Annotated in this window: 22 protein-coding genes; 5 read left to right on the top strand and 17 right to left on the bottom strand. The window is 39.9% G+C overall.

Translation table 11 applies throughout. The features are described 5' to 3' along the window. Positions 1-84 precede the first annotated feature (84 nt). Genes PCIT_RS04220 through PCIT_RS04230 form a run of 3 tightly spaced genes read right to left on the bottom strand, consistent with a single transcriptional unit; the run spans position 85 to position 3,939 of the window. Positions 85-2,328, bottom strand: a complete 2,244-nt coding sequence (locus PCIT_RS04220; protein ID WP_010362703.1) for an NAD(P)-binding protein — start codon at positions 2,326-2,328, stop codon at positions 85-87. Positions 2,329-2,360: 32 nt separating this feature from the next. Further along, entirely contained in the window at positions 2,361-3,320 is a 960-nt protein-coding gene (locus tag PCIT_RS04225; RefSeq protein ID WP_010362702.1) for a hypothetical protein, read from the bottom strand. 22 nt (positions 3,321-3,342) lie between these two features. After that, on the bottom strand, positions 3,343-3,939 hold the full coding sequence (locus PCIT_RS04230) for a hypothetical protein (protein ID WP_010362701.1): 597 nt from the start codon (positions 3,937-3,939) through the stop codon (positions 3,343-3,345). A 328-nt stretch (positions 3,940-4,267) separates the two neighbouring features. Here PCIT_RS04230 and PCIT_RS04235 point away from each other — a divergent pair, with 328 nt between their 5' ends. Continuing rightward, positions 4,268-5,080, top strand: coding sequence for a TIGR02285 family protein (locus PCIT_RS04235; protein ID WP_010362700.1), 813 nt, complete (start codon positions 4,268-4,270; stop codon positions 5,078-5,080). 5 nt (positions 5,081-5,085) lie between these two features. On the opposite strand, the gene PCIT_RS04240 is transcribed toward PCIT_RS04235, so the two are convergent. The 6 genes from PCIT_RS04240 to PCIT_RS04265 form a co-directional block, all read right to left on the bottom strand. After that, positions 5,086-5,658: a YceI family protein gene (locus PCIT_RS04240; protein WP_010362699.1), complete on the bottom strand. Its 573-nt coding sequence runs from the start codon at positions 5,656-5,658 to the stop codon at positions 5,086-5,088. Between the two features lies 1 nt (position 5,659). Further along, a complete protein-coding gene (locus PCIT_RS04245; protein WP_010362698.1) occupies positions 5,660-6,223 on the bottom strand; it encodes a cytochrome b in 564 nt (187 codons plus the stop codon). Between the two features lie 177 nt (positions 6,224-6,400). After that, complete coding sequence (gene ccoG, locus PCIT_RS04250) at positions 6,401-7,783, bottom strand: cytochrome c oxidase accessory protein CcoG (RefSeq protein WP_010362697.1); 1,383 nt, start codon at positions 7,781-7,783, stop codon at positions 6,401-6,403. Between the two features lie 156 nt (positions 7,784-7,939). Beyond that, complete coding sequence (locus PCIT_RS04255; protein ID WP_010362696.1) at positions 7,940-9,364, bottom strand: sigma-54 interaction domain-containing protein; 1,425 nt, start codon at positions 9,362-9,364, stop codon at positions 7,940-7,942. 181 nt (positions 9,365-9,545) lie between these two features. Further along, entirely contained in the window at positions 9,546-9,863 is a 318-nt protein-coding gene (locus PCIT_RS04260; protein ID WP_010362695.1) for a DUF2834 domain-containing protein, read from the bottom strand. A gap of 97 nt (positions 9,864-9,960) precedes the next feature. After that, positions 9,961-10,461 carry a peptidylprolyl isomerase gene (locus PCIT_RS04265; RefSeq protein ID WP_010362694.1) on the bottom strand — a complete coding sequence of 167 codons (501 nt, stop codon included), beginning with the start codon at positions 10,459-10,461 and terminating at the stop codon, positions 9,961-9,963. A gap of 364 nt (positions 10,462-10,825) precedes the next feature. Between PCIT_RS04265 and PCIT_RS04270 the strand changes: the two genes are divergently transcribed. Further along, the gene (locus PCIT_RS04270; protein WP_010362692.1) at positions 10,826-11,290 is read left to right on the top strand and encodes a GNAT family N-acetyltransferase; all 465 of its coding nucleotides are present in this window, start codon (positions 10,826-10,828) and stop codon (positions 11,288-11,290) included. Positions 11,291-11,311: 21 nt separating this feature from the next. On the opposite strand, the gene PCIT_RS04275 is transcribed toward PCIT_RS04270, so the two are convergent. Continuing rightward, on the bottom strand, positions 11,312-11,893 hold the full coding sequence (locus PCIT_RS04275) for an NAD(P)H-dependent oxidoreductase (RefSeq protein ID WP_010362691.1): 582 nt from the start codon (positions 11,891-11,893) through the stop codon (positions 11,312-11,314). A 128-nt stretch (positions 11,894-12,021) separates the two neighbouring features. Between PCIT_RS04275 and PCIT_RS04280 the strand changes: the two genes are divergently transcribed. Both PCIT_RS04280 and PCIT_RS04285 read left to right on the top strand, forming a co-directional pair. Next, positions 12,022-12,357, top strand: a complete 336-nt coding sequence (locus tag PCIT_RS04280; protein ID WP_010362690.1) for a winged helix-turn-helix transcriptional regulator — start codon at positions 12,022-12,024, stop codon at positions 12,355-12,357. A 205-nt stretch (positions 12,358-12,562) separates the two neighbouring features. Continuing rightward, positions 12,563-13,222 (top strand): DUF1826 domain-containing protein, encoded by a 660-nt coding sequence (locus PCIT_RS04285; protein WP_010362689.1) that lies wholly within the window; start codon positions 12,563-12,565, stop codon positions 13,220-13,222. Between the two features lie 29 nt (positions 13,223-13,251). Here the strand turns inward: PCIT_RS04285 and PCIT_RS04290 are convergent, their stop codons facing one another. From PCIT_RS04290 to PCIT_RS04300, 3 genes are all read right to left on the bottom strand, one after another. Then, a complete protein-coding gene (locus PCIT_RS04290; protein ID WP_010362688.1) occupies positions 13,252-14,106 on the bottom strand; it encodes an SDR family NAD(P)-dependent oxidoreductase in 855 nt (284 codons plus the stop codon). 56 nt (positions 14,107-14,162) lie between these two features. Continuing rightward, complete coding sequence (locus PCIT_RS04295) at positions 14,163-14,600, bottom strand: nucleotide triphosphate diphosphatase NUDT15 (protein WP_010362687.1); 438 nt, start codon at positions 14,598-14,600, stop codon at positions 14,163-14,165. Positions 14,601-14,701: 101 nt separating this feature from the next. After that, positions 14,702-15,208 (bottom strand): GNAT family N-acetyltransferase, encoded by a 507-nt coding sequence (locus PCIT_RS04300; RefSeq protein ID WP_010362686.1) that lies wholly within the window; start codon positions 15,206-15,208, stop codon positions 14,702-14,704. A 390-nt stretch (positions 15,209-15,598) separates the two neighbouring features. Here PCIT_RS04300 and PCIT_RS04305 point away from each other — a divergent pair, with 390 nt between their 5' ends. Continuing rightward, positions 15,599-19,252: a collagenase gene (locus PCIT_RS04305; RefSeq protein WP_010362685.1), complete on the top strand. Its 3,654-nt coding sequence runs from the start codon at positions 15,599-15,601 to the stop codon at positions 19,250-19,252. An 86-nt stretch (positions 19,253-19,338) separates the two neighbouring features. Here PCIT_RS04305 and PCIT_RS04310 read toward each other — a convergent pair whose 3' ends face one another. The 4 genes from PCIT_RS04310 to PCIT_RS04325 form a co-directional block, all read right to left on the bottom strand. After that, positions 19,339-20,388 (bottom strand): hypothetical protein, encoded by a 1,050-nt coding sequence (locus PCIT_RS04310; protein ID WP_010362684.1) that lies wholly within the window; start codon positions 20,386-20,388, stop codon positions 19,339-19,341. Between the two features lie 59 nt (positions 20,389-20,447). Next, positions 20,448-21,512, bottom strand: a complete 1,065-nt coding sequence (locus PCIT_RS04315; protein ID WP_010362683.1) for a hypothetical protein — start codon at positions 21,510-21,512, stop codon at positions 20,448-20,450. Positions 21,513-22,135: 623 nt separating this feature from the next. Further along, positions 22,136-22,765, bottom strand: coding sequence for a methyltransferase family protein (locus tag PCIT_RS04320; protein ID WP_010362682.1), 630 nt, complete (start codon positions 22,763-22,765; stop codon positions 22,136-22,138). Between the two features lie 551 nt (positions 22,766-23,316). Next, complete coding sequence (locus tag PCIT_RS04325; RefSeq protein ID WP_238347996.1) at positions 23,317-23,775, bottom strand: P-loop NTPase family protein; 459 nt, start codon at positions 23,773-23,775, stop codon at positions 23,317-23,319. Between the last annotated feature and the right edge of the window lie 44 nt (positions 23,776-23,819).

Here is a 23,819-nt window from a genome sequence, read left to right on the forward strand (position 1 = left end):
GCCGGCCGCCAGCCAAACATGCCATCATATTTTTCCTAATGGTCACGTCACGACTAAATCAGTCTAACCTCACCCGTGAAGTGCCTATGTACCATCCGGTTCAAAACCAAACTCTCCAGAAATACATTCCGGATAGCCAGAAATTGCTCTTGCAGTAAGCATTCCAGCCATAACCGCAGCTTCAACGCAGCCAGCGTTCACGCCAGTTTTTATCCAATCACCGGTAATATATAAATTTTGGAAATCAGTACCGTCAGTCGCCAAACGATATGCACTACTGCCACTGACCGACAAAACATACCGTTCTGAAGGGTCTACATTGACTCGCCAATACTGATCATTGAATCGCTGCTGGCCAACAAGGCTCGGCTCACTGTGTATGACTGACCAATCAAACTGACCATCAACATAAGCGTTCGGCCATAAAGGCTGCATTTCGATATTTAATTTATCAAGTGCATTTTGTTTTACTTTGGCTTTTTCACGTTTATCAAATTCATGATCGGTAATTGGGGGGTAGCTATCACAGCTAAATGCACTACAGAAATACGCTATATTCACAGGGCCATTACTCGGCCAATCTTCTTTAGATAACAAATTCGACATCGCAGCCCAAGTATCAAATGGCTGCGAAAATGCACTTAAAATGGGCCGTTCTTCGCTCGCTGGAGTGTAATTAAATCCAAGTTCTTCATCTGTTTTATTCAACCATACCTGAAACGCCTGTGTTGCCACAGTTTTAACGTTTTCAGCCTGCGCAGCTAATTTGGCATCTTGCTGAAGTAATTCGGGGCACAAGTGCTCTAATGACGCGACTGATATACCAAAAATCACTTGGTCAAAGTCGATACCACGTTTAAGCGTTTTTATCGGCAATGCTTGATTCAATTCTGCTTGGTATATTTGTGGCCAATTCGTCCAAAAGGATTCCAAGTTAATATTATGCGCTCTAATTAAATCAGCTTGCCTCGCATCAATTTGATCTAATAATGGCTGAGCGGGCCAGCATGGTAAGCCTTTTACATCTACCAACGGTTCATACTGCTCATTTATCAACGACACTTGCTGAGTGATAACAATACCGTCGACATAATGCTTCCCATCCGCGTCGGTATTGGCCGATAATGATTCTACTTGACTGAAAAACTCGAATTTAACGCCCCGCTGTTTTAGCAATTCATAAACAGGAGAGAAAATCACATCCCCCATGCCAGCTTGCATTTTCCACATTACGCCGCCGTGATAACATAAAATGATCCGCAACATCGCCAAAGCTGCAACTCCAGCTTCTACATCGCCTTTTTTGAAATCGCCATCGACATAGCCAAACACGAGATCATAAAACCCTCGCACTGGCGCAGACTCAACACTGTACGTTTTGTTTGCCCCGTTATTTCGTAGCCACTGTTTAAAATCTAAATGGTTTATTGACCCAAAGCCTTTTGAGAAAACCTTATCCTTTATCAGTCCCGTTACCATGGCAATGGCAAGATCGGCACAAATATAGGCACGACGAATATTGTCGTTTTCGTCTAGCATGTCGGCTACTTCGCTATTTAACCAACGCTTAAGTTTTCTCACAACGTACCAAACAACCAGTCTGTCTCTGGGCTCACCCAAATGCTGATCTTGAGCCCGCAGTGCCAGTAAACGCTGTAATTGGTGCCCTAAAATACTCGGAGTTGACCAAATCTCTTTGAGTTCATCATGCGCACTGTCAAAAAAGTCTTCGACGTCATCTTCAATGTCATCGTATGCGTCTCTTATTTGCGACGCCAAATGCTGCAATAACCCCCGGTCTCGTCGCTTGGTTGTTTGTAATTTTGTTTGCTTGTGTGCTTTATCTACTTCGTATTCAATAGAGTCAACGAACTTTCGTAACCACGCAACCAACATCTCAACCAACTGCCAGAAATGCAAATCGAGCGTCCCATCGCCAGGGTTCCCTTCAATAACCGGAAAATCAACGGGCCATGTTTGCCATTCTTGCTCGATATATTCTTGTAATACCACAAAACTGTGAGGTTTAAATGCGTCTTGCCAAGTGCTCAAAGGGCATGAATTAGGGCGATCTAATTTGTTATAAACGGTTTCAATCATTTTAAACGAGTTGACATAGGCACCAAACCACACATGTAACCCATGTTCTTCAATACGTTCTGCAATTTGTGCATTACGGCCACTGGCTCCCTTCCCTCCTAAACGCCAACCGAGCTGATGAACTGTAATATCGTAATGTGATTGCCAATCATCTTTTTCAGTTAAATAAACCGCTGCCGTCATCGCAGCAACACCACCACCTAAAATAGCAATTTTTTGCTGGGTCATAATCGCGTTTCCTTCTCTACTAGAATCAGAAATTAAGCTAAAGAGGTATGAATTTCGTAAGCACCGTCTTGATCAAAGTCCATACTGACATAATAGGGCAATACAGCCTGCTGTTCGCCAATTGCGATACCAAACATGTCATCAAAAGGAAATGCATCGAGCTTATTAATCGTTACTTTGTATTCATCTTTTAAAAATCCAACCTTGTGGATTTTTTCAATCGTAGAAGGTGAATGAACCACCGCTTTGTACACTGACTCGTTCGCGAAACCATCTGGAAACTGCTTAAACAAGATCTGGTCCATTTGAGGGTTTTTAAACCCTTCCAAAAACTGCTTTATTAGCTCGGCACTTATATTTAAATCACCACAACTAGAATGCAGTAATTGAGATATTTCGTGGCCAATTTCGACTAACTCTTCAAACCAGGTATCGTCATCGGCTATGCGTTTAACATTTAGTAGTTCATGGCAACGCATTTTTGTTTCTGGAGTAAAAGGATGAAAGGTATCTAAACTAATCGAAAAGTAATCCGCTTGTTTATAAGAGGTTGGCATCTCATATCGACATTGATATTTATTGTATCCCCAAGTTTCTCGCCCATTAACTAATGCATTAATGTTATTCACAGCAATAAATGCAGGGTACCAATATATATGAGTTACTTTCTGATCTACTTTACTAACTTGTGCAATAGGCAACCACACAATGATGTCTGTTTCTTGCATCCAGCCATAGTCACTAAATGGTGGGACTTTTGACGCGATATTTTCAATGTCTGTGAAGGTTAGTAAACAATAAGATGATAAAGGCTGAAAATAAAAAGTACTGCTTTGAACAGTATTTAATGTGGTATTAACAAATTCGTGAATTTTTTCATAATCCCCAGCAATGAAAAACCCATACATCATGGCGTTTAACATTCTACATGGTGGTTTAGCAATTGGATTACCAGGAAAGTGTTGATAACGCCCATAGAGAGATTCAGTCATTGGCTGATGTCCTTTTTCTTCGTTATAAAGTGACCTCCACTTGATGATTTACAAGTGAGTCTTGAACGACAACTGCTTCTTGGTCGCACAAATTAGTATAGTGAAGATATGCGTATTTGTTGAAGTTTTGCGAAAGTGCATTCATAAAGCCATGGTTGTATCGGGTACGAACACATTGAACACCAGAGACTGTTTTTAATCTAGAAATCACCGGTGAAATATCAAAATGATCTTCTTTATGCGGAAAATAAAGATCAACATGACATTGAGGGCGTAAATTCGTGTAATTGCGTATTTGTCCAGGGTAAAACCCTATCATTTTTTGTACGCGCTTCAATGGTGTAGCCGCCAACGCTCTCCAAGCCGCTACTGCCCCAGCACTAAACGCTACGATAAAGTCAGGTTGTTCGTTAATGAGTGCTTCTTTTACTTTAGAAGCATAACCATCATGACCCATTGAGGTAATAAACCTGTCGTATGCTTGTTTTTCAGACTGCCCAGTTAAGTTTTGGCAACAAGCGTAAGGCGAACATATAACCACATTGGTACCAAGTTCCTGTGAAAATGCATCTAGGTTGGGTGTGTGACCAAAAATGTCACTAACAATGAGCGTAACCATATTATGTACTCTTCTTTGTGAGTTTTTATTTAGAAATTGTTACGCCAACCTCCGATTTTATCGGAAAATATTAACCTTAAGCAATCAAACTATCGCATTTTATGCAGTTAATCATTTGTATTCCATTAAAACCAAACATATTATGCAGCGCTTAAGCGTTATTATTTACGGTTGGGACATATTAAGCGTAGCAGTGCTTTCTACTTTGTAAATTCAGCAATACAATTTAATTACACTAAGCTTACAAAAATTTTCAAGCCATTTTTTTCTTTTTGCTACACTTAGTTAAGGTTCTTATTACAGTAGTGACAATAAATTGCGAATAATAGTGCTAGTAATAATACTTTGGTCGCCGCTAATAAATGCTAAATCAATCAACTGGATACGTTTAGATTTTGCCCCATATTATATATTAGAAGGACAACGACAAGGGCAAGGTAGAGATGAACTGGTCATTCAACTCTTACAAAATATGATGCCCGACTATACTTTTTCTAACAGCACTTTACCGGCTAGCCGCGCTATTCATGAGCTGTCTAATGCAAACAAAACTAATTGCATGATTTCACTTTATAAAACAACAAATAGAGCTCGTTACATTCAATTCTCTGAACAATATTCAACCATAGGTTTGTCACCTTCTATTGCGCTTCGAAAAGATATTATACAAGCGCTAAACTTAGCGCCTGGGCAACGAGTTTCGTTGCTTAAATTATTAAAAGAACACAAATTAACTGTTGGAGTGTCACTAAATCGCTCTTTTGGCAAAAAAATTGACTCGGTATTGGCCACTCTTCCCACAGAGCAGTTGATACTGCGACCCGGCAAAGATCCGTTAAAAAGCTTAACCTACATGCTGTTAAAAAAGCGATTAGATTTAATTATTGGTTACCCAAGTGAACACTATCACTTACAAACGTTATTAGAAAATGGCAATGAGCTCGCGCAATTAGTTATTAGTGAAACAGATGATATTACGCGTGGCTATGTTGGGTGTACAAAAAATGCTGCTGGGCTTGCGTTAATTACTGAGATAAATAAAGCATTAGCCCCTTTACACGATGAGCCTAAGTACAACGAGATCATGCTTAAGTGGCTGCCCAATGAGCTTAAAGCACAATTGAATAGCCACTTACGCTAGTTAGGTTACTTGCGGATCCCTTCGATGTGTAAACCAAGGTTAACGTGTGTTGAAGCAGGGCCTAAGTCATAGTCAATGCCATAGTCGGCCAGTTTAATTTTAGTCGCACCTTCAAAACCAACACGGTAGCCACCCCAAGGATCACTACCTTCACCTAGCTTTTGAATGTCAAACGCAATCGTCTTTGTCACGCCATGTAAGGTAAATTTACCAGTTACTTTCCCATTTGTCTCATCACTAAAGCTGATACTGGTGCTCTCAAAAGTCGCCTTTGGATATTTGCTCACGTTTAAGAAATCACTGCCTCTAAGGTGTTTATCTCTTTCTGCATGATTTGAGTCGATTGAACGCGTGTCGATGACCAGCTTGATTGCTGAGTCATTTGGCTTTTTAGCGTCATAATTAAATTCGCCATCAAACTGATTGAACCGGCCATGAAGCCAACTATAGCCAAGATGTTTAATTTTAAAATTAACAAATGCGTGAGCACCCTTTGTATCAATAACATAATCAGCTGCACTGGCTGTAGCTGATGTAACGCACGTAGCTAACAAACCTGCGATTAAAAATTTTTTCATTCTATTGCTCCTTTTGTGGTGAACACATTCTTTTTAAGGTCAAATCTTTCAATATCCAATGGTGATACAGCGCTGCGCTGGCATGTGTAACCACTAAGCCTATCAAGGTCCACGCTACATATAGATGAACAACACCTGTAATATCACTTTGCTGTTCAAACAATTCGCCAATACTGGGTAAAACAAACACCCCAAACACGTCAATCCCCCGACCATCAGCGGTTGAAATTAAGTACCCTGATACAAACAAAATAAACAACAACGCATACATAGCACTGTGTGCCAGTGTGGCAAGTCTATGTTGCAGTTGATCATTTCTTTGAACATTACTTAGGTCTTGCACAGACTCATTTGTTAATTTCCAAGCCAAACGCAAAATGATGAAAACGGCAACGATAACCCCCACACCTTTATGGATCGTGAGCGAATCTCTATACCAAGGGTCGTAGTAGCTTAAATCAACCATATACAACCCTAACCCAAACATAGCGAGAATGGCGCAAGCACTGATCCAGTGAAATACAATGGCTACCCAGCCGTAACTGCGTTTCGTATTACGGAGCATACATAACCTCCTCATCAACTTTAAGTATTGACGCTAGCTTACCGAGAAACTTTAGTGAATGATACGCACATAAAAGCATAGTTAATGTGCGCAGGCGCACAGAGTGGTGACGTATGTAAAAAAGCGCGGCACCAAAGGTAGCCACGCAAAGTTTTGGGGGGAAGTTAAAACCTTTGTCTAATTCTTATAAAAGTAACTGTCTTTGGTAATGGTGATACTGCTGTCTTCAAGTGCATCGATTGTGAATGTTATGGCTGTTGCTTTTTTACGTAAATCATACCCATCAGCAATAACGGTCACAGGCACTAAGTCCATTTCTCCTGCTTCAATCACGATTCGAGTCGGAACTTTTAGAGTTGCACTTTCTAATCCACCTAAACTAATTTGATAGCTCATCGTTTGTTGCGTCTTATTAATAATGCTTAAGGTATATGGATTTTCAACTAACCCTTCATAATTCATACGGTACAGCGCATTTCGATCGCGGATAACTGAGGCTTCAATAGGTGTACGATTAAATGCCCACACTATCATTGTTATAATGATCATAGCTGTGAGAGAGGCATACCCTAATAATTTGAGCCTGAACGGATCTGTTTTTTTACCATTCGTTTGATTTTCACTTTCATACCGAATGAGGTTTTTTTCATAGCCGAACTTGCTCATCGTGTCATTACATGCATCAATACACAGGCCACAATTAATACACTCGTACTGCATGCCATTTCTGATATCAATACCGGCAGGACACACATCAACGCATAAATTGCAGTCTACACAATCTCCTAATCCAACTTTTTTGGGATCTTCTTTGCGCTTTCTCGGGCCACGATTTTCACCACGCGCGGTGTCATACGTCACCACCAATGTGTCCTTATCAAACATCACCGCTTGAAAACGAGAATAAGGGCAAGCTACGGTACACATTTTTTCTCTTAAGAACCCCGCATTACCATATGTACAAAATGCAAACAAAAACACCCAAAAGCTAGTCAACCCTGACCACTCCAACAAGAACATATCTGCGTATAGTGTATGTGCGGGAATAAAGTAAGCCATAAAAGACGTTGCAGTAAATACAGAGATCAATAACCAAGCTACATGCTTTAATGCTTTTTTACGCACTTTGTTAAATGACCAAGGGGATTTGTCTAGTTTTATTCGCTGATTTCGCGTGCCCTCAGTTTTATGCTCGACCCATGTAAATAACAGCATCCAAACTGTTTGCGGACATATATAGCCACACCAAACGCGGCCAAGCCAATTAGTTACAAAAAATAGCGCGAATGCCCCTGACATAAATATCCACGCTAAAATCATAAAATCCTGTGGTAAAAAGGTGGCTCCAAAAACCCTAAACTGCTGCGTTGCTACGTCTAACAAAACAGCTTGTTTGCCTCCATATTGAATAAAGGGAATAGCGATAAAGGTTATCATCAGTAACCAACTTAAATAACGACGGATTTTTTGGAAGAAACCTTTTTGCTCACGAATATAAATGGGCCCCTCAGATTTATAGGGCTTAATGATCATATCTTCTTCTTTTATATCAAACTTCATAGTACTTGCTTTACATTGACAATAGACAGTTTGATATTTGCAAGTTTCAGACCAAACTGAAACTTTAATAAATAATTGATTTTTAATGAAAATAAATTATAACAAAACAGACATAGCGTGATATGTCGCGAATAAACGTGATATATCGCGATTTATTCAACTTCTAACTATACCCAGCTTTTTCATTTTTGATCTTAACGTACTTTCTGGCATCCCCAATTTCATTGCCGCGCCATTTTCGCCTGCTACACGCCAATGACTTACTTGCAACACCATTTCTATATGAGCACGCTCCACATCTAACAACAAGTAGCTTCCTTTTTTACTACCATGATTTTCTCCAGATAATGGCTGACTCAGATTAAGTAGTCGATGCGTGCTCAATATCGCTTCTCTTTCTAAAATATTTTGTAACTCTCTGATATTCCCCGGCCAGTCATAGGCTTGTAGTTTTTTTATGGTATCTTTCGACACACCTTTTAATTGTTTACCTAGTCGTTTATTTAGCTGAGATATGAGGTTTGCACACAGCACTGGAATATCTTCCTTTCGTTCTTTTAATGCAGGTACTCTGATTGGAAATACGTTCAAGCGATAATATAAGTCCATGCGAAATGCGCCACTTTCAACCATCGCCCATAAATCTCGATTAGTCGCAGCTATTACCCGTAAATCCACGTGCAAAGTTTGGCTGCCCCCAACCCGTTCAAACTCTCTCTCTTGTAACACCCTGAGTAATTTACTCTGCGCCTCTAAGGGCAGTTCCCCTATTTCATCTAAAAATAATGTGCCTTTATCTGCTAACTCGAAGCGCCCTTTTCGCTTTTCGTTTGCCCCTGTAAATGCCCCTTTTTCATGGCCAAACAACTCAGACTCCAAAAGACTTGGCGTAAATGCAGCACAATTAACTTTTACAAATGGCATGGCTTCGCGATTACTTAAACGGTGCAAATTACGCGCAACAAGTTCTTTACCTGTGCCATTTTCGCCTAGAATTAAAACAGTGCTATCAGTGGTGCTCACTAATTTAATTTGTTCTAACATGGTTTGAAATATATGGCTGTGACCGACTAACCCTGAGTCTTGCCAATCGGCATTTAGCTCAGAGAGAAGGTATGAATTTTCATCTTTCAATTGTTCACTTAAACATTGCACCTGTGCTAATGCATCTCTTAAAGCACGTTCAGTATCATGCTGCTGAGAAACATCGCGAAATATCGCGACCGCACCAATCAGAGCACCGTCTTTATAAACGGGTGTTGAGGTGTACTCTACCGCAAAGCAACTTCCATCTTTGCGCCAGAAGACTTCATCGGTAACATGGCGATGTTTACCGTCAAACATAGTACAATATATCTGACACTCATCTGCAGGATAAGGCGATCCATCGGCATGACTGTGATGATGGTATTGATGTATTTTTTTACCTAATAAATCATCTTCAGTCCACCCTGTCATTCTTTCTGCAGCTGGGTTTACAAAAACCGCATTGCCAGAGAGATCAAAACCATAAATACCTTCTCCAACAGAATTGAGTAAGAGTTCTGGATCATTTAAAAATCGTTTAACTACGTTTGACATATTTAACCTCGCGAAATATCACGATTAATTTAACAAATTAATCGTGACTTAGCGAGTTCAGTTGAGCTACTCGGGCAATGTACGTGCAGTACACATCTGCTCTAGCAATAAATAATGCTTTAAAGGTAAAACTAGCCTCTTAAAGCGGGCAACATCACTGTTCTCAACATCGCTTAAAATATCAATATTTGATAGGGAGCTGTCGTTCTCGTAAATACAAATAGAGCGGTAAAGCAAAGGACACGCCAACAAAAAATAAACCGGCAATAGCAACTAAGTAATACCTTACGCCATGACGTTTAGCATCCACAACAATAAAAAGCAGTAAAGTAACACCGCTAATCAACACATCTAGCCAAGCAAATAGACTTAGTTTGTTTACCTTAATATTATCAATTACTAATTGAATGTCTGGACCATGCTGAAATAGCCAGGGTATCAAAGCTGCATAAGGGAATAAAATCCCGATACCTGCCAACATTAAATAAATCAACGCCATGCTTCTAAACTCCTTTTTATACTTAACTTGAAAGTAATTTATCTACATACCCTTTATGAAAAAATACTGAATGCTATTGCTAACCTATGTATGTGCTTTAAGCATCTTTTTTAACTGTTACTCGCTCAATAACAATCGGTTCATAAGGCACATCATCATGGCCAGCCACCATGCCTGTTTTTACTTTTTCTATTTGTTTTATCACTTCTAACCCGGCCGTCACCTTACCAAAAGCGCAATACCCCCACCCTTCATTCGTTGTCGAGAAGTGATCAAGAAACGCGTTATCTGCTGTATTAATAAAAAATTGTGCAGACGCTGAGTGCGGTGCGTCAGTGCGAGCCATCGCAATGGTGCCTAAGGTATTTTTCAACCCTCGATTCGCTTCATTGACGATACTTTCTCGAGTTGGCTTTTCTTTCATTTTGGCAGTGAAACCGCCTCCTTGGATCATAAACCCTTTAATAACTCGGTGAAAAATTGTGCCCTGATAAAAGCCATCCTCACAATACTGTAAAAAGTTCTTTCTCGTTACTGGTGCGGTAGTTGTATCGAGTTCTATCTCAATATCACCAAAGTTTGTTGTAAATATAACCATTCTATTGCTTCACTTAGTTAAAGACTTATAACTACATATAGTACGATCTTTTTAATATCAGCAATACATTTTCATTAAAGAAATGAACAACTCTCACCCTGCCAAATACAAATAGGTCTCTCGTTGGTGCCACATATTTCAAGCCGTGAAATAACATTACTAAAGCAATAGCCACAGCATGAAATAAGCCTAAACTTGGATAGCGAATAATACCCTTTTTACTCGCCACCTCGACTCATCTTCATTATAAAAAATCGGTTAAAAATTAATATATCATTGGCTATAGGGTGCAATATAGTTTGATTGTCATACCAACCCAATCATGGCAATATCAGTGCATTAATTATCAGCAAAAGGATGTAAAATGGACTTTATAAAGCTAGGGTGCAAAAAGGAAGTTAAGCCCTTAATTGCAAAATGGTACTTTGAGCAATGGGGTAAAAATATTCAAGACTCGACTCTGCTGTCATTTAATAAAAAACTCGAAGGCTATCTTAATATTGATAACATTCCCTTTGTTATACTCGCCATAGAAAATGGCACCGTACTCGGTGCAGCGCACATACGGCTCCATGAAATGACCATATACCCTGAAAAAACACATTGGTTAGGCGGTGTCTATGTAGATAAGCCCTATCGCGCTAAAGGAGTGGCTACCTCGCTTGTAAAACACATAGAGGAATTGGCTGCTTCGCTCAATATTATGACGCTCCATCTACAAACAGAAAGTTTAAGTGGCGGATTATATGCAGCGTTAGGTTGGCAGCCAGATGAGCAAGTTAATTACAATGGTGTTGATGTACTCGTCATGTCTAAACAGCTGATATAACGATTTCTATATGCCTACTGCTCAGGCAAACCGCTCTAAATCTTGCGAACCTTTTAACTCATTCATAGTCTCAATGAGCCGCTTCGCATGGCATTCAGCTCTGCGTTGAATGTCATTTTTACTCGCATTCCCCTGAGGTATATACACCATCCCATATGAAAGAATCGGGTTTATAAAATCCATGCCACAAAAGAGTGCAGTTTGCTGCAAAGGCTTAAGAAAATCAGACATTGGGAAGCTATTATGCCCGCCAGGGCGGTAACTCTCTTCTGGGCCTCCAATCGTTGTTGAAATCAATAGTTTTTTACCTAATAGCTTATTGCCCCCCTCTCCATATGCAAATCCATATAGAAGCACGGAATCCATCCATTCCTTTAGCACACTTGGTACACTATACCAATGCAGCGGGTGCTGAAATACAATTAGATCGGACTCTAAGAGCGCACTTTGCTCTGCTAACACATCTATCTTAGAATCAGGATATAGAGTATGTAAATCCTTCACCTTTATATCTTGCTGTTGTATTAGCGCGTCCAAAATGACCTTATTAGCATTAGAGCCGTTATTTATATCAGGGTGTGCCAAAATCACTAAAATTTTCAAAGTATATATTCCTTATGTAATAATTCTATTAAAGCCTTTGGGTAATAGCATATAGAATAAAACCAAAGCATATAAGTACGCACATTTAAGGTAGTTAATATCCATTTGTATACTAAGGAATAGACCGAATGCCCCACACAGACTATGATTGCAACTTAGGTTGCCCCATTGAAGCGACATTGGAAGTAATTGGTGGGAAATGGAAATCGATTATACTTTATCATTTGATGGAAGAGACACTTAGGTTTAATGAACTGCGTCGAGTCATGCCTGAAATAACGCATAGAATGCTCACTAAGCAACTGCGAGAACTCGAACAGAGTCAATTAGTAGCTAGAAAGGTTTTCCCTGAAGTTCCGCCAAAAGTAGAATACTCACTAACATCATATGGTCAAACACTACACCCGGTATTGAGCGCACTCCAAATTTGGGGAATTGAACACTTAAAAACATCCTCTGAATGATGAAAAGAGTATGGCGTGTAACCATAAACCTGATCAGCTATGAATTGTCATACATACTCCCTCCAATTTTTATAATGACAGTAAATAAAACGAGCACATCAATGAGGTCTAACCCACATAACGAATAGTGACTCTGAACAAAGTACTTTTCTTAAATAACGTAAAATGCTAAATTGATATAATATCACATAACAAATTTATCTTTATGAACAGTAACCTTCAAGCACAAAGTCACCCCTCTTTTCCCACACAGTATGTTATCGATGATAAAGCCAGCGTTCTCGGCGAAATTTATAAGGTTGACACCTCGCTCGCTTGTTATTGTCAGCCTGCACCTTGGGCTCTTTCGCGCGCGGCACATAGCTTTGCAAAGCAGCAAGACGGTGAAGTATTAAAATATCAAGGTAAAATAGACCCTGAACTCACCACAATACTTAAAGATATATTTTGTCACCGTTCGCACGGCAACCTCATAGTTAATCATATAGAGCTGATGCTAACTATGTTTGACGCACTTTTTGAACCAAAGGAAATTGGCTTGCGGGTTATTTCTTGTATAGAAGCGCACAGCCCAGCATTTCATGAAAATAAAATGATTGCCAGAATGGCATCAAGTTTAGGGGGAAGTGGAGAGCGCTGGATTGAACGTGAACATGCGCAATATTATCCGCTTGAAAAAGGACAAATTTCTGCCCAGCTCAAAGCACCTCTCACAAATGCAATTAACAGCCTATGCGATGGCGATATTGCTGTTTATAAAGGCACTAATTGGTTAGATCATGAGCATAGCGCGCTGATCAGTGCGTCTCCACAGTTTAATGACACCGATGCCAAATTGTGTATATATATTGATTTTCTTGACTGAATTATCCCCCTCAGGTACTGAGATATATTTTACACAAGATTTATCCCAGCCAAAGTGCCGCCATCCAGCGGCAATGCAACGCCAGTTATGTAGCTGGCCTGCTCAGATGACAGCCATAATACTGAAGATACAATCTCTTCGCAGCGTGCAACACGACCAATCGGCTGTAACTTAGCTAAATGCGCTTTCATATCATCGGGCATCGTTGCGAGCATTGGCGTGTCTACACTCGCAGGACAAATGCAATTAACCCGTACACCATACTCAGCACTTTCTAGCGCTGCCATTTTGGTTAATCCAACCACTCCATGTTTTGCTGCGCAGTATGGCGCATCAGCACCCTTGGCTGCTGTAAGTCCCAATACAGAGGCGTTATTTACGATACTACCGAAACCTTGAACATGCATTATTTTGAGCTGTTCACGTAAGCATAACCACGTGCCTTTGAGGTTAATATTCTGCACTTGGTCCCATTGTTCTACCGTACAGTCAATGACGGAGGCCATCACGCCAAAACCCGCATTGTTAAATGCAATATCTATTCGTTGCCACTGATTATTGATTGCCGCGAAAACATCAATAATAAAGGCTTCATCTGCAATATCTCCCGCATAACTGAGTACTTCACAGTCTAGCGATTCTTCCAGTGATACGAGCGCATATTCGTTAATATCAAGCAGTGCTAATTTAGCGCCTTGCTGAGCATAAGCAAGTGCTGTCGCTTTCCCTATGCCTGAGGCTGCGCCACTAATGAAAACCACTTTGTTTTTAAATATTGATTGAGATTGATATGGCATTGCTTCACTGCACCAAAGAATAAACACACCCGTTATTGCAACATGAACATCACTATTTTTGTAGTCGCTATGGCATAAAATAAGCATTAATTTGATAAAAATAATAGGCCATAACCTTTCATAATCACTTTATCATGGCAAACCTAGTCTCCCTTTTGCTTTACAAACTCATAAAGTTTATCAGGTTGCTCTGTTAGTAAGTTTTCCATTGGTAAAAACAGTGGTTTAGGGAGTTTATCAATGTCGAACCATTGCCATTGAATGCACTTTTCAGGTTCAGTCACTTGTGCTTCACCCGCCTCACATGAACCAAGCATAAACAAAGTAATATAATGCTTCTCTTCAGCGCCAAATACATCATTGGTAAAACATAACTTTTTCACAGATGTTAGTCTCAGACCTGTTTCTTCTAATACTTCACGAGATGCACAAGATTCAGGGCTTTCTGTAAATTCAAGATGCCCCCCAGGCGTTGCCCAAGTATGTGCTCCATGCGCACCAATTCTTTCACCCAACAGAATTTTATTCTCTCTTACGATGATCACTCCAACGCCTACTCTGACTTCTTTTTTTAAATGCATATTTATCCTTATTGGCCCACTAAGTCTTGAATCAAAGCGTATTATATTGATTTTTAGAAAAGAGATAAAAAGAAAGTAAGTACAGCAACCGATACAAGCCGTTATTTACAAGAGTCAGATGTTCTTCCATCTTGAAAATACTGGTATTGATTATTTTTCATTCCGTATAATACGGTTGATTCAATCTGACTAAACCCTAATTTCATCAGTAATTTGTTAGAACTAAGGTTAGTTGGTGAAACGATAGCAAGAACGGTGTTTAAATTATATTTCGGTAGCTCATATCGCAACAATGCATTCGCAGCTTCAAAAGCATAGCCTTTGCCACAAAATTCAGGTAACAGCGCATAGCCTAAGTCTGGATAAGGTAATTCATCACGCTTTAGTAAACCACACATTCCAATCGGCGTGCCACCTTCATTTAAGCTTACTATATTTAAGCCAAAGCCAAAACTGTCATAGCTCGCCAGAGGTCCTTGCTTAAGATAATTATGTGCATCAGCCTCAGTACGTACATTTTTATCTGCAATGTTTTTAATAAAAGATTTATCATTTAACAGTGTAACAATAAAGCTTGCATCGGCTAACGTTAACTGCCGTAGGCTCACTCTTTCTGTCTTAGCTATGATCAACTTTTAACCCTCACTACCCCACTCTATCAGCCGTTTTATTAAGCCTTTTTGTGGTTATAAAGTCAACAACCTGAAATATTCACAAAACGAGAATTGGATACTTACCACACTTACTAGAGCACAAGTCCTTGAATTTCTTAGTCAACAAAATAAAAGAATAAACATATACCAAAAGAATATACAAAATCACGCCCCATAATTTGCATATTGTATTCAATATACACTATAAAAATTAAGGCAATATGACAGTGCTATAAATCATCAAAATATACAAAGGATAAATGCGTGTAAACATGGTGTCAGCCATACCATGTGACGGAGCAAATAAATTACACACATACAACATGTTGAAAAAAGAATATAACAATGAAAAAAACAATAATAGGTAGCGCAGTTTTACTCTCTTTAGGTAGCTCTGCTGCACTTGCAAATACATTATGTGGAGACCCTACACTCCCTAGACAAGGTGAAGTAAGCGCCAATCAAACACACTGCATAACAAATTATGGTCACTATTTTTATGTGGAAGTGCCCTATGAAAATAGCCAATTAGTTATCAGTACATCTGGTGGTACATACAATGGAGTGGATGCAGCGATAAGTCTATATGAAGGTAATCACTGGAGTGGCACAGTCACACAACGCAGTGACAACGCTGATACAAACACAGAACAACTCTCAGAAACATCACGAGCAGGAAGACGTTACTTTAAAATCGACGGTAATATTGCGCAAACCACATTAAAAGTTGACGTTACAGGAGGAGATATTCCACCACCACTTGGCGATTACATAATTTACAACACCAATATCGCCGTTAACTTACCTAACCCTGCGATCAATTCAAAATCTCAATACGGGAGCATCATTCCCACTATTTTAGCGGCAAAATATGCTGATTTTGAAGCGCTTGCCGGCGCAGAAAATGACCCGCTCACTGATGTACTCGAAGCAATTCATTACCTCGCTGATGCCGATGACATTGCCGACCCTGATTTAAACCAACTATTGTACTTCCTTGGGTCGTATAAATTTTACGCCCAAGCCATTACCACAGCAGAAGCAAGTAACCTAAATACCGCGATGCAAGCCGTTGCAAAAATGACCGCGTTTTTATCACCTACGGGAAGTGTTATTCAAGAAGGTTATGCAAAAGCCATCAATAACTTTCAACGTGGCAATGGCGCAAACCACTTTAAAGACCAACTCCCGCATATACTGGCCGCAATCCAATATCACTCATTGCAAACAGACCCATTCAAAGCTAATAATGCCAGTGATGCCATGATGGAAATGCTCGGTGCGGTTGCTAATGCTGCACTATATGGTGACCCAGCTGCACAAAATGCAATTAATGAACGGATTTTAGATGTGATGTCTGTTATTCGCTCATTTGCAGTATTAGGTGAAACGGCCATTGATTTGCGTTGGAGTAAAGAGTCTGACCGTCAGTGGATTGTGCCACACAGTTACATCGCATTGGGGAAAATTGCCACCATTGCTACTGACGAAGCAAAAGCACGCTTTGACAGTATTGTGCTTGAAACCCATGAAAAACTCATCGCATGGTTAAGCACTGAAACCATTGAAACACTGACCACCAAAAAGTACCTTGATTCGGCTAAACGACTATGTGAAAGTACCGATCCGCTCTTTGGTCATTGTATCGTGCCACCAAAAGAGTCTGATATTTTAACGGTGACGCATACGTGCTCTGAGTCAGTCACTATTCGTGCCCAAAGCACCATCAGCCAGTCAATCCTGAATAAATCTTGTGCTGAAATGGCATTACAAGAAACAGAGTTTCATGCATTTTTTAATACCCAAGGCAGCCCGGTTGCTAACGACAAAAACACCACGCTTGAAGTTGTCGTATTCTCAAGCCCAGATGATTATAAAAAATATGCACCGGAGTTTTTTGATAATGTCGACACCGATAATGGCGGAATATACTTAGAAGGCACGCCAGAAAAAGAAGGAAACCAAGCTCGATTTCTGGCGATGCAGTGCCCTGATGCTTGGGTAGGTAAGTCTTGTCAATATGAAGACCAAATCTACAACCTACGTCACGAATATGTGCATTACCTGGATGGCAGATATGTCAAAGTTGGTGGCTTTAATTACTACAACTACAACGTGTCTTGGTCTGAAGGTATGGCTGAATATTTAGCAAATGGTACTGATTTCGCTCGTACATTAGAGTCAATCAAAGGCAAAGTTATCCCGCCGCTTTATAACTTGCTATTTATGGCGTATGGCTATGATGACTTATATCAATGGAGCTATTTTGCAATGCGTTATTTAGACGAGCAGCACAATAGCGATATGCACTTACTCAAAGACGCATTAAGAAATGGCAGTAAAGAGGGTTACGTAAGCTCATTAAAAGCGGTTGCACAGCGCAGCCAAGCAGACTTTGAAGCATTTGTTATGGCTAATTCACAAGCCATTGCTGCAAACACCGAGGTCATACCTGACGCTGGGAAACTCGGTAGTTGCGGTCTTACACAACAATATGTGCGCCCAGTTGACGCAAATAACACTGACTACACTATTACCAACAACACCGATACTCCGGTATCTATTTTCTGGATTGACAATCAAAAAGGCACAGCTAACTTTGCTAAAAACTACAAAACACTGGGTCAAGGTGACACTTATACTGCAACAAATTGGCGAGAATTCGACAGAATCATGTTGTCAGACAATAATCTAAATTGTCTTGGTGTTGCGTCTTTGAAGTCAGCGGGTAACACGTTCACCATAAACGCAGATTTAGTAAAAGATGTTGTGCCAGAAACATTGCCGGCTCAACATACTCTGGGAAGCTGTGAATTAGTTAAGCCGCATATTATTGGTGATGAAGCACATCAATTTAGCATCACAAATACCACAGATCACCCTGTTCGCTTATTCCGCATAGATAACCTGACTGGTAAGCCGAAATACGAAAGTGCGGCCGATGGATTTGATTATGGCTATGGCACATTACAAAAAGGGCAAAGCTATACGTCTGATATTTGGTATGCCAATCGCAGATTCATGATCACCGATGCACGATTAAATTGCTTGAGCGTGGGCGTGCTTGATCACCCAACGGGCAACTTCACCATTGATGAGGCGATAGTCGCCAACGCGAAAAGCCCTGAAGTACTTCCTGCTGCAAACCAGTTTGGGTCTTGTGACTTAATGGAAAAGCACTTAACAGGTCCATTTGAAGCTGATTTCAAATTCACAAACACCACTGACACAACTGTGCGTATCTATCGTGTAGATAACGAAACAGGTGTATTGAGTGATAGCTTTGAGTTTAAAACATTAGCGCAAGGTGAAACCTATTCAAGTGCTAACACTTGGAAGTGGTTTGGTAATCGACGCGCCGCTATCACCACACAGTCTGGCCAGTGTTTAGCAGTTGCCGTCATGAGTGAAGAAAACACCCTTAATGACTACACAATCACTCCTGATATTATTGATAATGGTAACGGCAATAATGATGCTGATGGTGATGGTGTGATCGACTCCGAAGATGCTTTCCCACATGATCCGACTGAAACAAAAGATACCGATGGTGATGGGTTTGGAGACAACAAAGATGCATTTCCAAACGACCGCACTGAGTGGCTCGACAGCGATGGCGATGGTATAGGTGACAACAGTGATCCATTCCCGAATGATCCCAATAATGGCGCTATCCAAGATTGTGGCGCTGCCACCATTAACTATGGACAATTAACGCTTGGTAAAAATGAGTGTATCGCTGGTGGGCGTAACTCATTCTATGTGTGGGTCGCAGCAGATAACACTACGTTGACACTGCAAAGCCAAGGCGGCGAAGGAGATGTCGGTATTTACTTCAACGCCGATACTTGGGCTAGTAAAGCCAATGCGCAGTATAAATCAGGTGAAGCTGGCACAGCACAAAGCCTTGTTGTCACGGCTAACCGAGGCTGGCGTTACATTACCCTAAATACCAACACCAACTTTAAGGGGGTAACCTTTAGTGTTAAGGCGCATTAACCCCACCTTAGTTACATGTAAGTAACCAATAGGCGCTACCCTACTCGTAGCGCCTATTTTTAGAATTATACATATAAAAAGTAGAACTAATTTGCTAGGTTTTGTAAAAATGTCAGACTCTTAAGCTCTTTTGCCGACGGTTGATATGGCAGCTGTTGCAAACTATCAAATACAAAATCATTAATCTCAAAATGTTCAATTTCGCTGTCACCAAACAGACTAGGCTGAGCCGGACTTGGCGACATTAACTCAATCACAAACTCGCTCAGAGACATCGAATTCGCTTGCGGGTTTAGCACAGACCAATGTGCGGATAAAGAGAGGTTTTGTAACCCTTCGCTTAATTTCCCTTTAGTCGTCAAATGCGCGATAGGTTCACCAGATGCGTATAAGTTGGCGCGAATACGATAATTACCAGCTTTAAAAACCTCTAAATGTAGTGGCACACTCATCTTGTCATTGTCAGAATAAGCGTTGCCTATACTTAATAATTTGGCACTTGGCTGCATATACTGCAACTGTGCAACAACAGGAACTTTCTTATTCTGTACAGTTACTTTGGCGACCACCTGCAAATTACGCGGATAATCTTTATTTGCTTTAAACTTAATATCATAGCTAGATTGGCTAGCAACTAATGACTGAGTTTTAAACACCGTTTTGGTATCTACATCCATCAATGTCACACTCACTTTATCAATCTCAGCGCCCGAGATATTAACGTTAATATTTTCTGGGTAAATAAAGCGATATTTAGCTAACTTTACGGTCAGTTTTCCGCCTTGCTCATCAATTGGCATTGAGACTGGATAAAACATATTTGGCGTTAAACGATCTGTATCAAATTTACTTAACGGCTGTGAATACTTTGGAAAGCGCAGTGCCGATTGATATTGAGAAACGACCTGTTTTGCTGCAACTCTAATACTACCGTCAAACTGAGTGTCTTTGATCTGCTCATTTGTATGCTGAGTTTTTACTTTTTGTATTTCAGGTACTGCAGGCTGAACCTCGCTTGCCTCAAACGTATTGATAACACTGGTTTGCGTCTTCGCTTGGCTATCGCTACCGAAAAATCCCCAGAATATAGCAGTTACCACCAGTGCTAATGCTGCCCATAATTTATAGTTTTTCATATATACTCACTTAAATTCGCGGTATTAAACTACAAGTACCGCGAAATACTTCAACTTATTTATGGGATAGCGCTATAGATAAGTTCAGAAGCACTTAAGTTATTTGAGTTAGCCACAAAACGGTAGTGCTTCTTCCAAAACCAGTGGCCAGACGATTCGTTAACTGTTTGAAAAGAAACCGCTCGTCCACCAATCTGTGCCGTATGGTTAGCGACAGTTACATTACCTTTATGCGCTGCATTTCGTATATTGTTGTGGCTGTAATTATCAGACATGATCATCGGGAAGTGGTAAGGCATAAACCCTTGTACCCCATCACTTTGATGAGTAACTTGTCCATCCGTAGCCACACTGCGGCTGCAGCTATCAAAGGATTCAACAGCACTTGCACCACATGAAGAATGCAGTGCAACCACCCCATCATCCTTGCCTTTTAAAAACAATTTTGTTGCACCAAAAAAATCATCTCCCTCTGCAACAAATCGTAATCTAGGTGCTCTATCGTCTGGAACCGGTGCTATTCGTCTTGCGTTATTTACTTTTAAGTCATGTAATACGCCTACCGCTTCAGTTACATCACTACCTAACCACCATTTCAATGCCCTATCGATAACTGAGCTCCAACCAGCAGCACCAGTGAGCGCACTTACCGCGATATCAGCCAATTCACTACCACCACCTGCGCCCGCTATGTCAAAAGTAGCCACAATATTTAGTGGTTCTAACCCTGCATTTGATAACCAATTTTCCTGATTATCAATAATATAACGAGCCACTAAATCCCCCGTAGAGTGAGTCACCAAAACGCAACCAGCCTCACATAATTTCGACTCAGAGAATTGCTTTAATTTAGGCCAAATCCAATCCGTTGCAATCTTTCCTTCAATACGCTCATACGATGGCCAGTCAATTCTTTCATCAGACACTCGCCCCCAATAAGACGACCAATAAGATGCACCATCGCTTTCAACGTTAGTTCCACTGGCATTTATTAATTGTTGTGGCTGCAAACCATGAATTAAAATGGTTTTATATTCTTTACTCATTACTCCAAAGCTGGCACTTAGCGCAAGGAGCACCCCACATAAACTGCTTAATGTGATACTGCTATTATTTTTTTTCATATCAACTCTCAGTTCGTTAATGTTGTTTATAAATCATATGTTACTGACACATCTGATGTCAGACCTCAGATCACTAAGGTGAAAGTCAGTATTGTGAATAAACGATCAAAATTCAACCAAAAATTAACATTAGAGAATGAATAATGCTTAATAATTAAACACCCACGTTTTATCTAAAGGATTTATTTGTAGTAAATTCAATTGAATAAATACTCGACAATGAAAGGCAGTGACAAGTGAAAACAGCAGAAAAAATTCTATGATGCAGTGTAAAATATCGGTTAGGCTTATAACTGAGTGTATTTAGCAGCAATAAATGATAAAGCGGTACGAAAATGATAGGGGGTGTTTTAGGATGCATTTAGAGTGCATTTAGGGTGCATTTAGGGTGCAGGGCCAGTATACCCAAAATAAGCTACCTTTCCCCCCTATATACGATGTATTTAATGGGCTAGTTATGTGGAAAGATTAATCTAATTAGCGCAAATCAGACTAGGTCCTAATGGCAAGTAGTGATAATGGCTAAAGTGTAAGGATCTTCCCAGCGGCGTGAAACCCTATGTAAGATCTCATTATGCTAAGTAGGGTAGGATTAGCGATACAGCGCGATTAAATTGGCTCTTTTATATCCAGCGGCGGACACTCAATCGGTATCGCGTGTAATCTTCGGGAAAAGCTGCAAGTAAATGCTGCTCTTCAGATAAGGTTTGCCTGAGTAACGTAAACCAACCTATTACAAGACATATCAGTGTAAAGACGCTCGGTAGCGCCAAAAAGAAACCGAGTTGTGAAACCGCAACCCCTAAAAACATAGGGTTTCTCGAGTACTTATATAAGCCATGTGAAATAATATTTTTCGGTCCGCTGGGATCAATGCCAGAACGCCACTCTTTGCCAAAATAACAGTGCACTGAGATAGTAAATAAAAACCCTGCTGTCAGTAATACAGTGCCTGTCAAAATGACACAATACTCTTCTAAACCAGTAAACCTACCAATATAATTATCTGTATCAGGAAATAAGAGCCGACATACACATAACATCCATATCATCACTCTAAAGCCTCTAAATAGCGAGTGATTCCACCACGTCGTACCAAAGCGCTGCCCAGGAAAAATAACTTCAGCAGTGATTTTGCTTTTTAGCAAGATGATTCGAGTTGTATAAAATGCAGCAACAAAGGAATAAAAGACAGCCAAGTAAATACGGTTGAACTCTATCAAATCATAAGCAGTATTCATATCGTTTAACATTGTATTCCAACTAACTGTTACAAAAACTTAAAATAGGTACGTCGAGTGAAAATAGCGCATATGTTGATAAATGTGTACCTAATACTACTGTATATTTCGTAATAAACATGAAAGGCATTAAGCTACGACCATATCAAATTGACACTATCTTGCCTAACAATCAGCAACCTCGATTTAAATTATGATGGCATAGTTTAATTTATCCCTCTTGCTCATTATCTAGAGCAATTATACTTAATGAGCAACCTCAAACTGGCAATCATAAATACAACGGTGACGTTAGCTACATCGCAATGTCGTTAGAGTTTACATGGCAAAGCTGCTCTGTACCATCTGACGACCAAAACCTCCACCTCGCCTTAATTAATACAAAATTATGAAAAATTACATACTACGTAAAGTTTTATTACTATGCTAATGAGGGTTAGTCACTGCCTAGGTTTGAACAAGGAAATTAAACAGTACCTACCACACCAATACAATCAGTATTAAATTAAGGTACTGTCATCATGATAATCTAAAATATACATTTTAAGAACTAATAATTAACGTCATAACGTGAATTTTTTTAGCTCTGAATAACTACGGATAACATAAACTAATTTACCCGCTGATTTATCATTCATCTCTTTCTCAAATTTTTCATTCCAAAACTGTGGACTCAGCTTTAAATATCTATAACTTGACAATGTTCCTTTCAATATAGAACAACCACTTGGCCATCCTAGTGGCTTTTTTACAAATAAGCCTCGTAGTAAGCGTTTGGTAACCAACCAATAACTTGTTACATACGGTAAATCGATAAATATCCATACATCTGCAGACTCTAAGCGTGTATAAAATGAGTCAAGTGTTCCTAAGCCATCTATTATCCAACTGTCTAACGATAATATACGGTTATGAGATTCATCATAAACGGCTTTATCAACCCTATCTCCATTACTTTTATAACTAATACAGTCTAAAGAATACAATTCGATATCGTTTGCTATCGATAACTTATTACTCAAACTTGATTTCCCGCTCCCTGGCTTACCAAATACAGCTATTTTTG

This window comes from Pseudoalteromonas citrea, from assembly GCF_000238375.3.
GTDB lineage: Bacteria > Pseudomonadota > Gammaproteobacteria > Enterobacterales > Alteromonadaceae > Pseudoalteromonas > Pseudoalteromonas citrea.

Coding starts and splice junctions, on each gene's coding strand:
- PCIT_RS04315 (WP_010362683.1), bottom strand. CDS start 21,512: ATGAAAAAAAATAATAGCAGTATCACATTAAGCAGTTTATGTGGGGTG.
- PCIT_RS04230 (WP_010362701.1), bottom strand. CDS start 3,939: ATGGTTACGCTCATTGTTAGTGACATTTTTGGTCACACACCCAACCTA.
- PCIT_RS04270 (WP_010362692.1), top strand. CDS start 10,826: ATGGACTTTATAAAGCTAGGGTGCAAAAAGGAAGTTAAGCCCTTAATT.
- PCIT_RS04280 (WP_010362690.1), top strand. CDS start 12,022: ATGCCCCACACAGACTATGATTGCAACTTAGGTTGCCCCATTGAAGCG.
- ccoG (WP_010362697.1), bottom strand. CDS start 7,783: ATGAAGTTTGATATAAAAGAAGAAGATATGATCATTAAGCCCTATAAA.
- PCIT_RS04240 (WP_010362699.1), bottom strand. CDS start 5,658: ATGAAAAAATTTTTAATCGCAGGTTTGTTAGCTACGTGCGTTACATCA.
- PCIT_RS04220 (WP_010362703.1), bottom strand. CDS start 2,328: ATGACCCAGCAAAAAATTGCTATTTTAGGTGGTGGTGTTGCTGCGATG.
- PCIT_RS04260 (WP_010362695.1), bottom strand. CDS start 9,863: ATGGCGTTGATTTATTTAATGTTGGCAGGTATCGGGATTTTATTCCCT.
- PCIT_RS04290 (WP_010362688.1), bottom strand. CDS start 14,106: ATGCTTATTTTATGCCATAGCGACTACAAAAATAGTGATGTTCATGTT.
- PCIT_RS04225 (WP_010362702.1), bottom strand. CDS start 3,320: ATGACTGAATCTCTCTATGGGCGTTATCAACACTTTCCTGGTAATCCA.
- PCIT_RS04255 (WP_010362696.1), bottom strand. CDS start 9,364: ATGTCAAACGTAGTTAAACGATTTTTAAATGATCCAGAACTCTTACTC.
- PCIT_RS04305 (WP_010362685.1), top strand. CDS start 15,599: ATGAAAAAAACAATAATAGGTAGCGCAGTTTTACTCTCTTTAGGTAGC.
- PCIT_RS04310 (WP_010362684.1), bottom strand. CDS start 20,388: ATGAAAAACTATAAATTATGGGCAGCATTAGCACTGGTGGTAACTGCT.
- PCIT_RS04245 (WP_010362698.1), bottom strand. CDS start 6,223: ATGCTCCGTAATACGAAACGCAGTTACGGCTGGGTAGCCATTGTATTT.
- PCIT_RS04320 (WP_010362682.1), bottom strand. CDS start 22,765: ATGTTAAACGATATGAATACTGCTTATGATTTGATAGAGTTCAACCGT.
- PCIT_RS04265 (WP_010362694.1), bottom strand. CDS start 10,461: ATGGTTATATTTACAACAAACTTTGGTGATATTGAGATAGAACTCGAT.
- PCIT_RS04295 (WP_010362687.1), bottom strand. CDS start 14,600: ATGCATTTAAAAAAAGAAGTCAGAGTAGGCGTTGGAGTGATCATCGTA.
- PCIT_RS04285 (WP_010362689.1), top strand. CDS start 12,563: ATGAACAGTAACCTTCAAGCACAAAGTCACCCCTCTTTTCCCACACAG.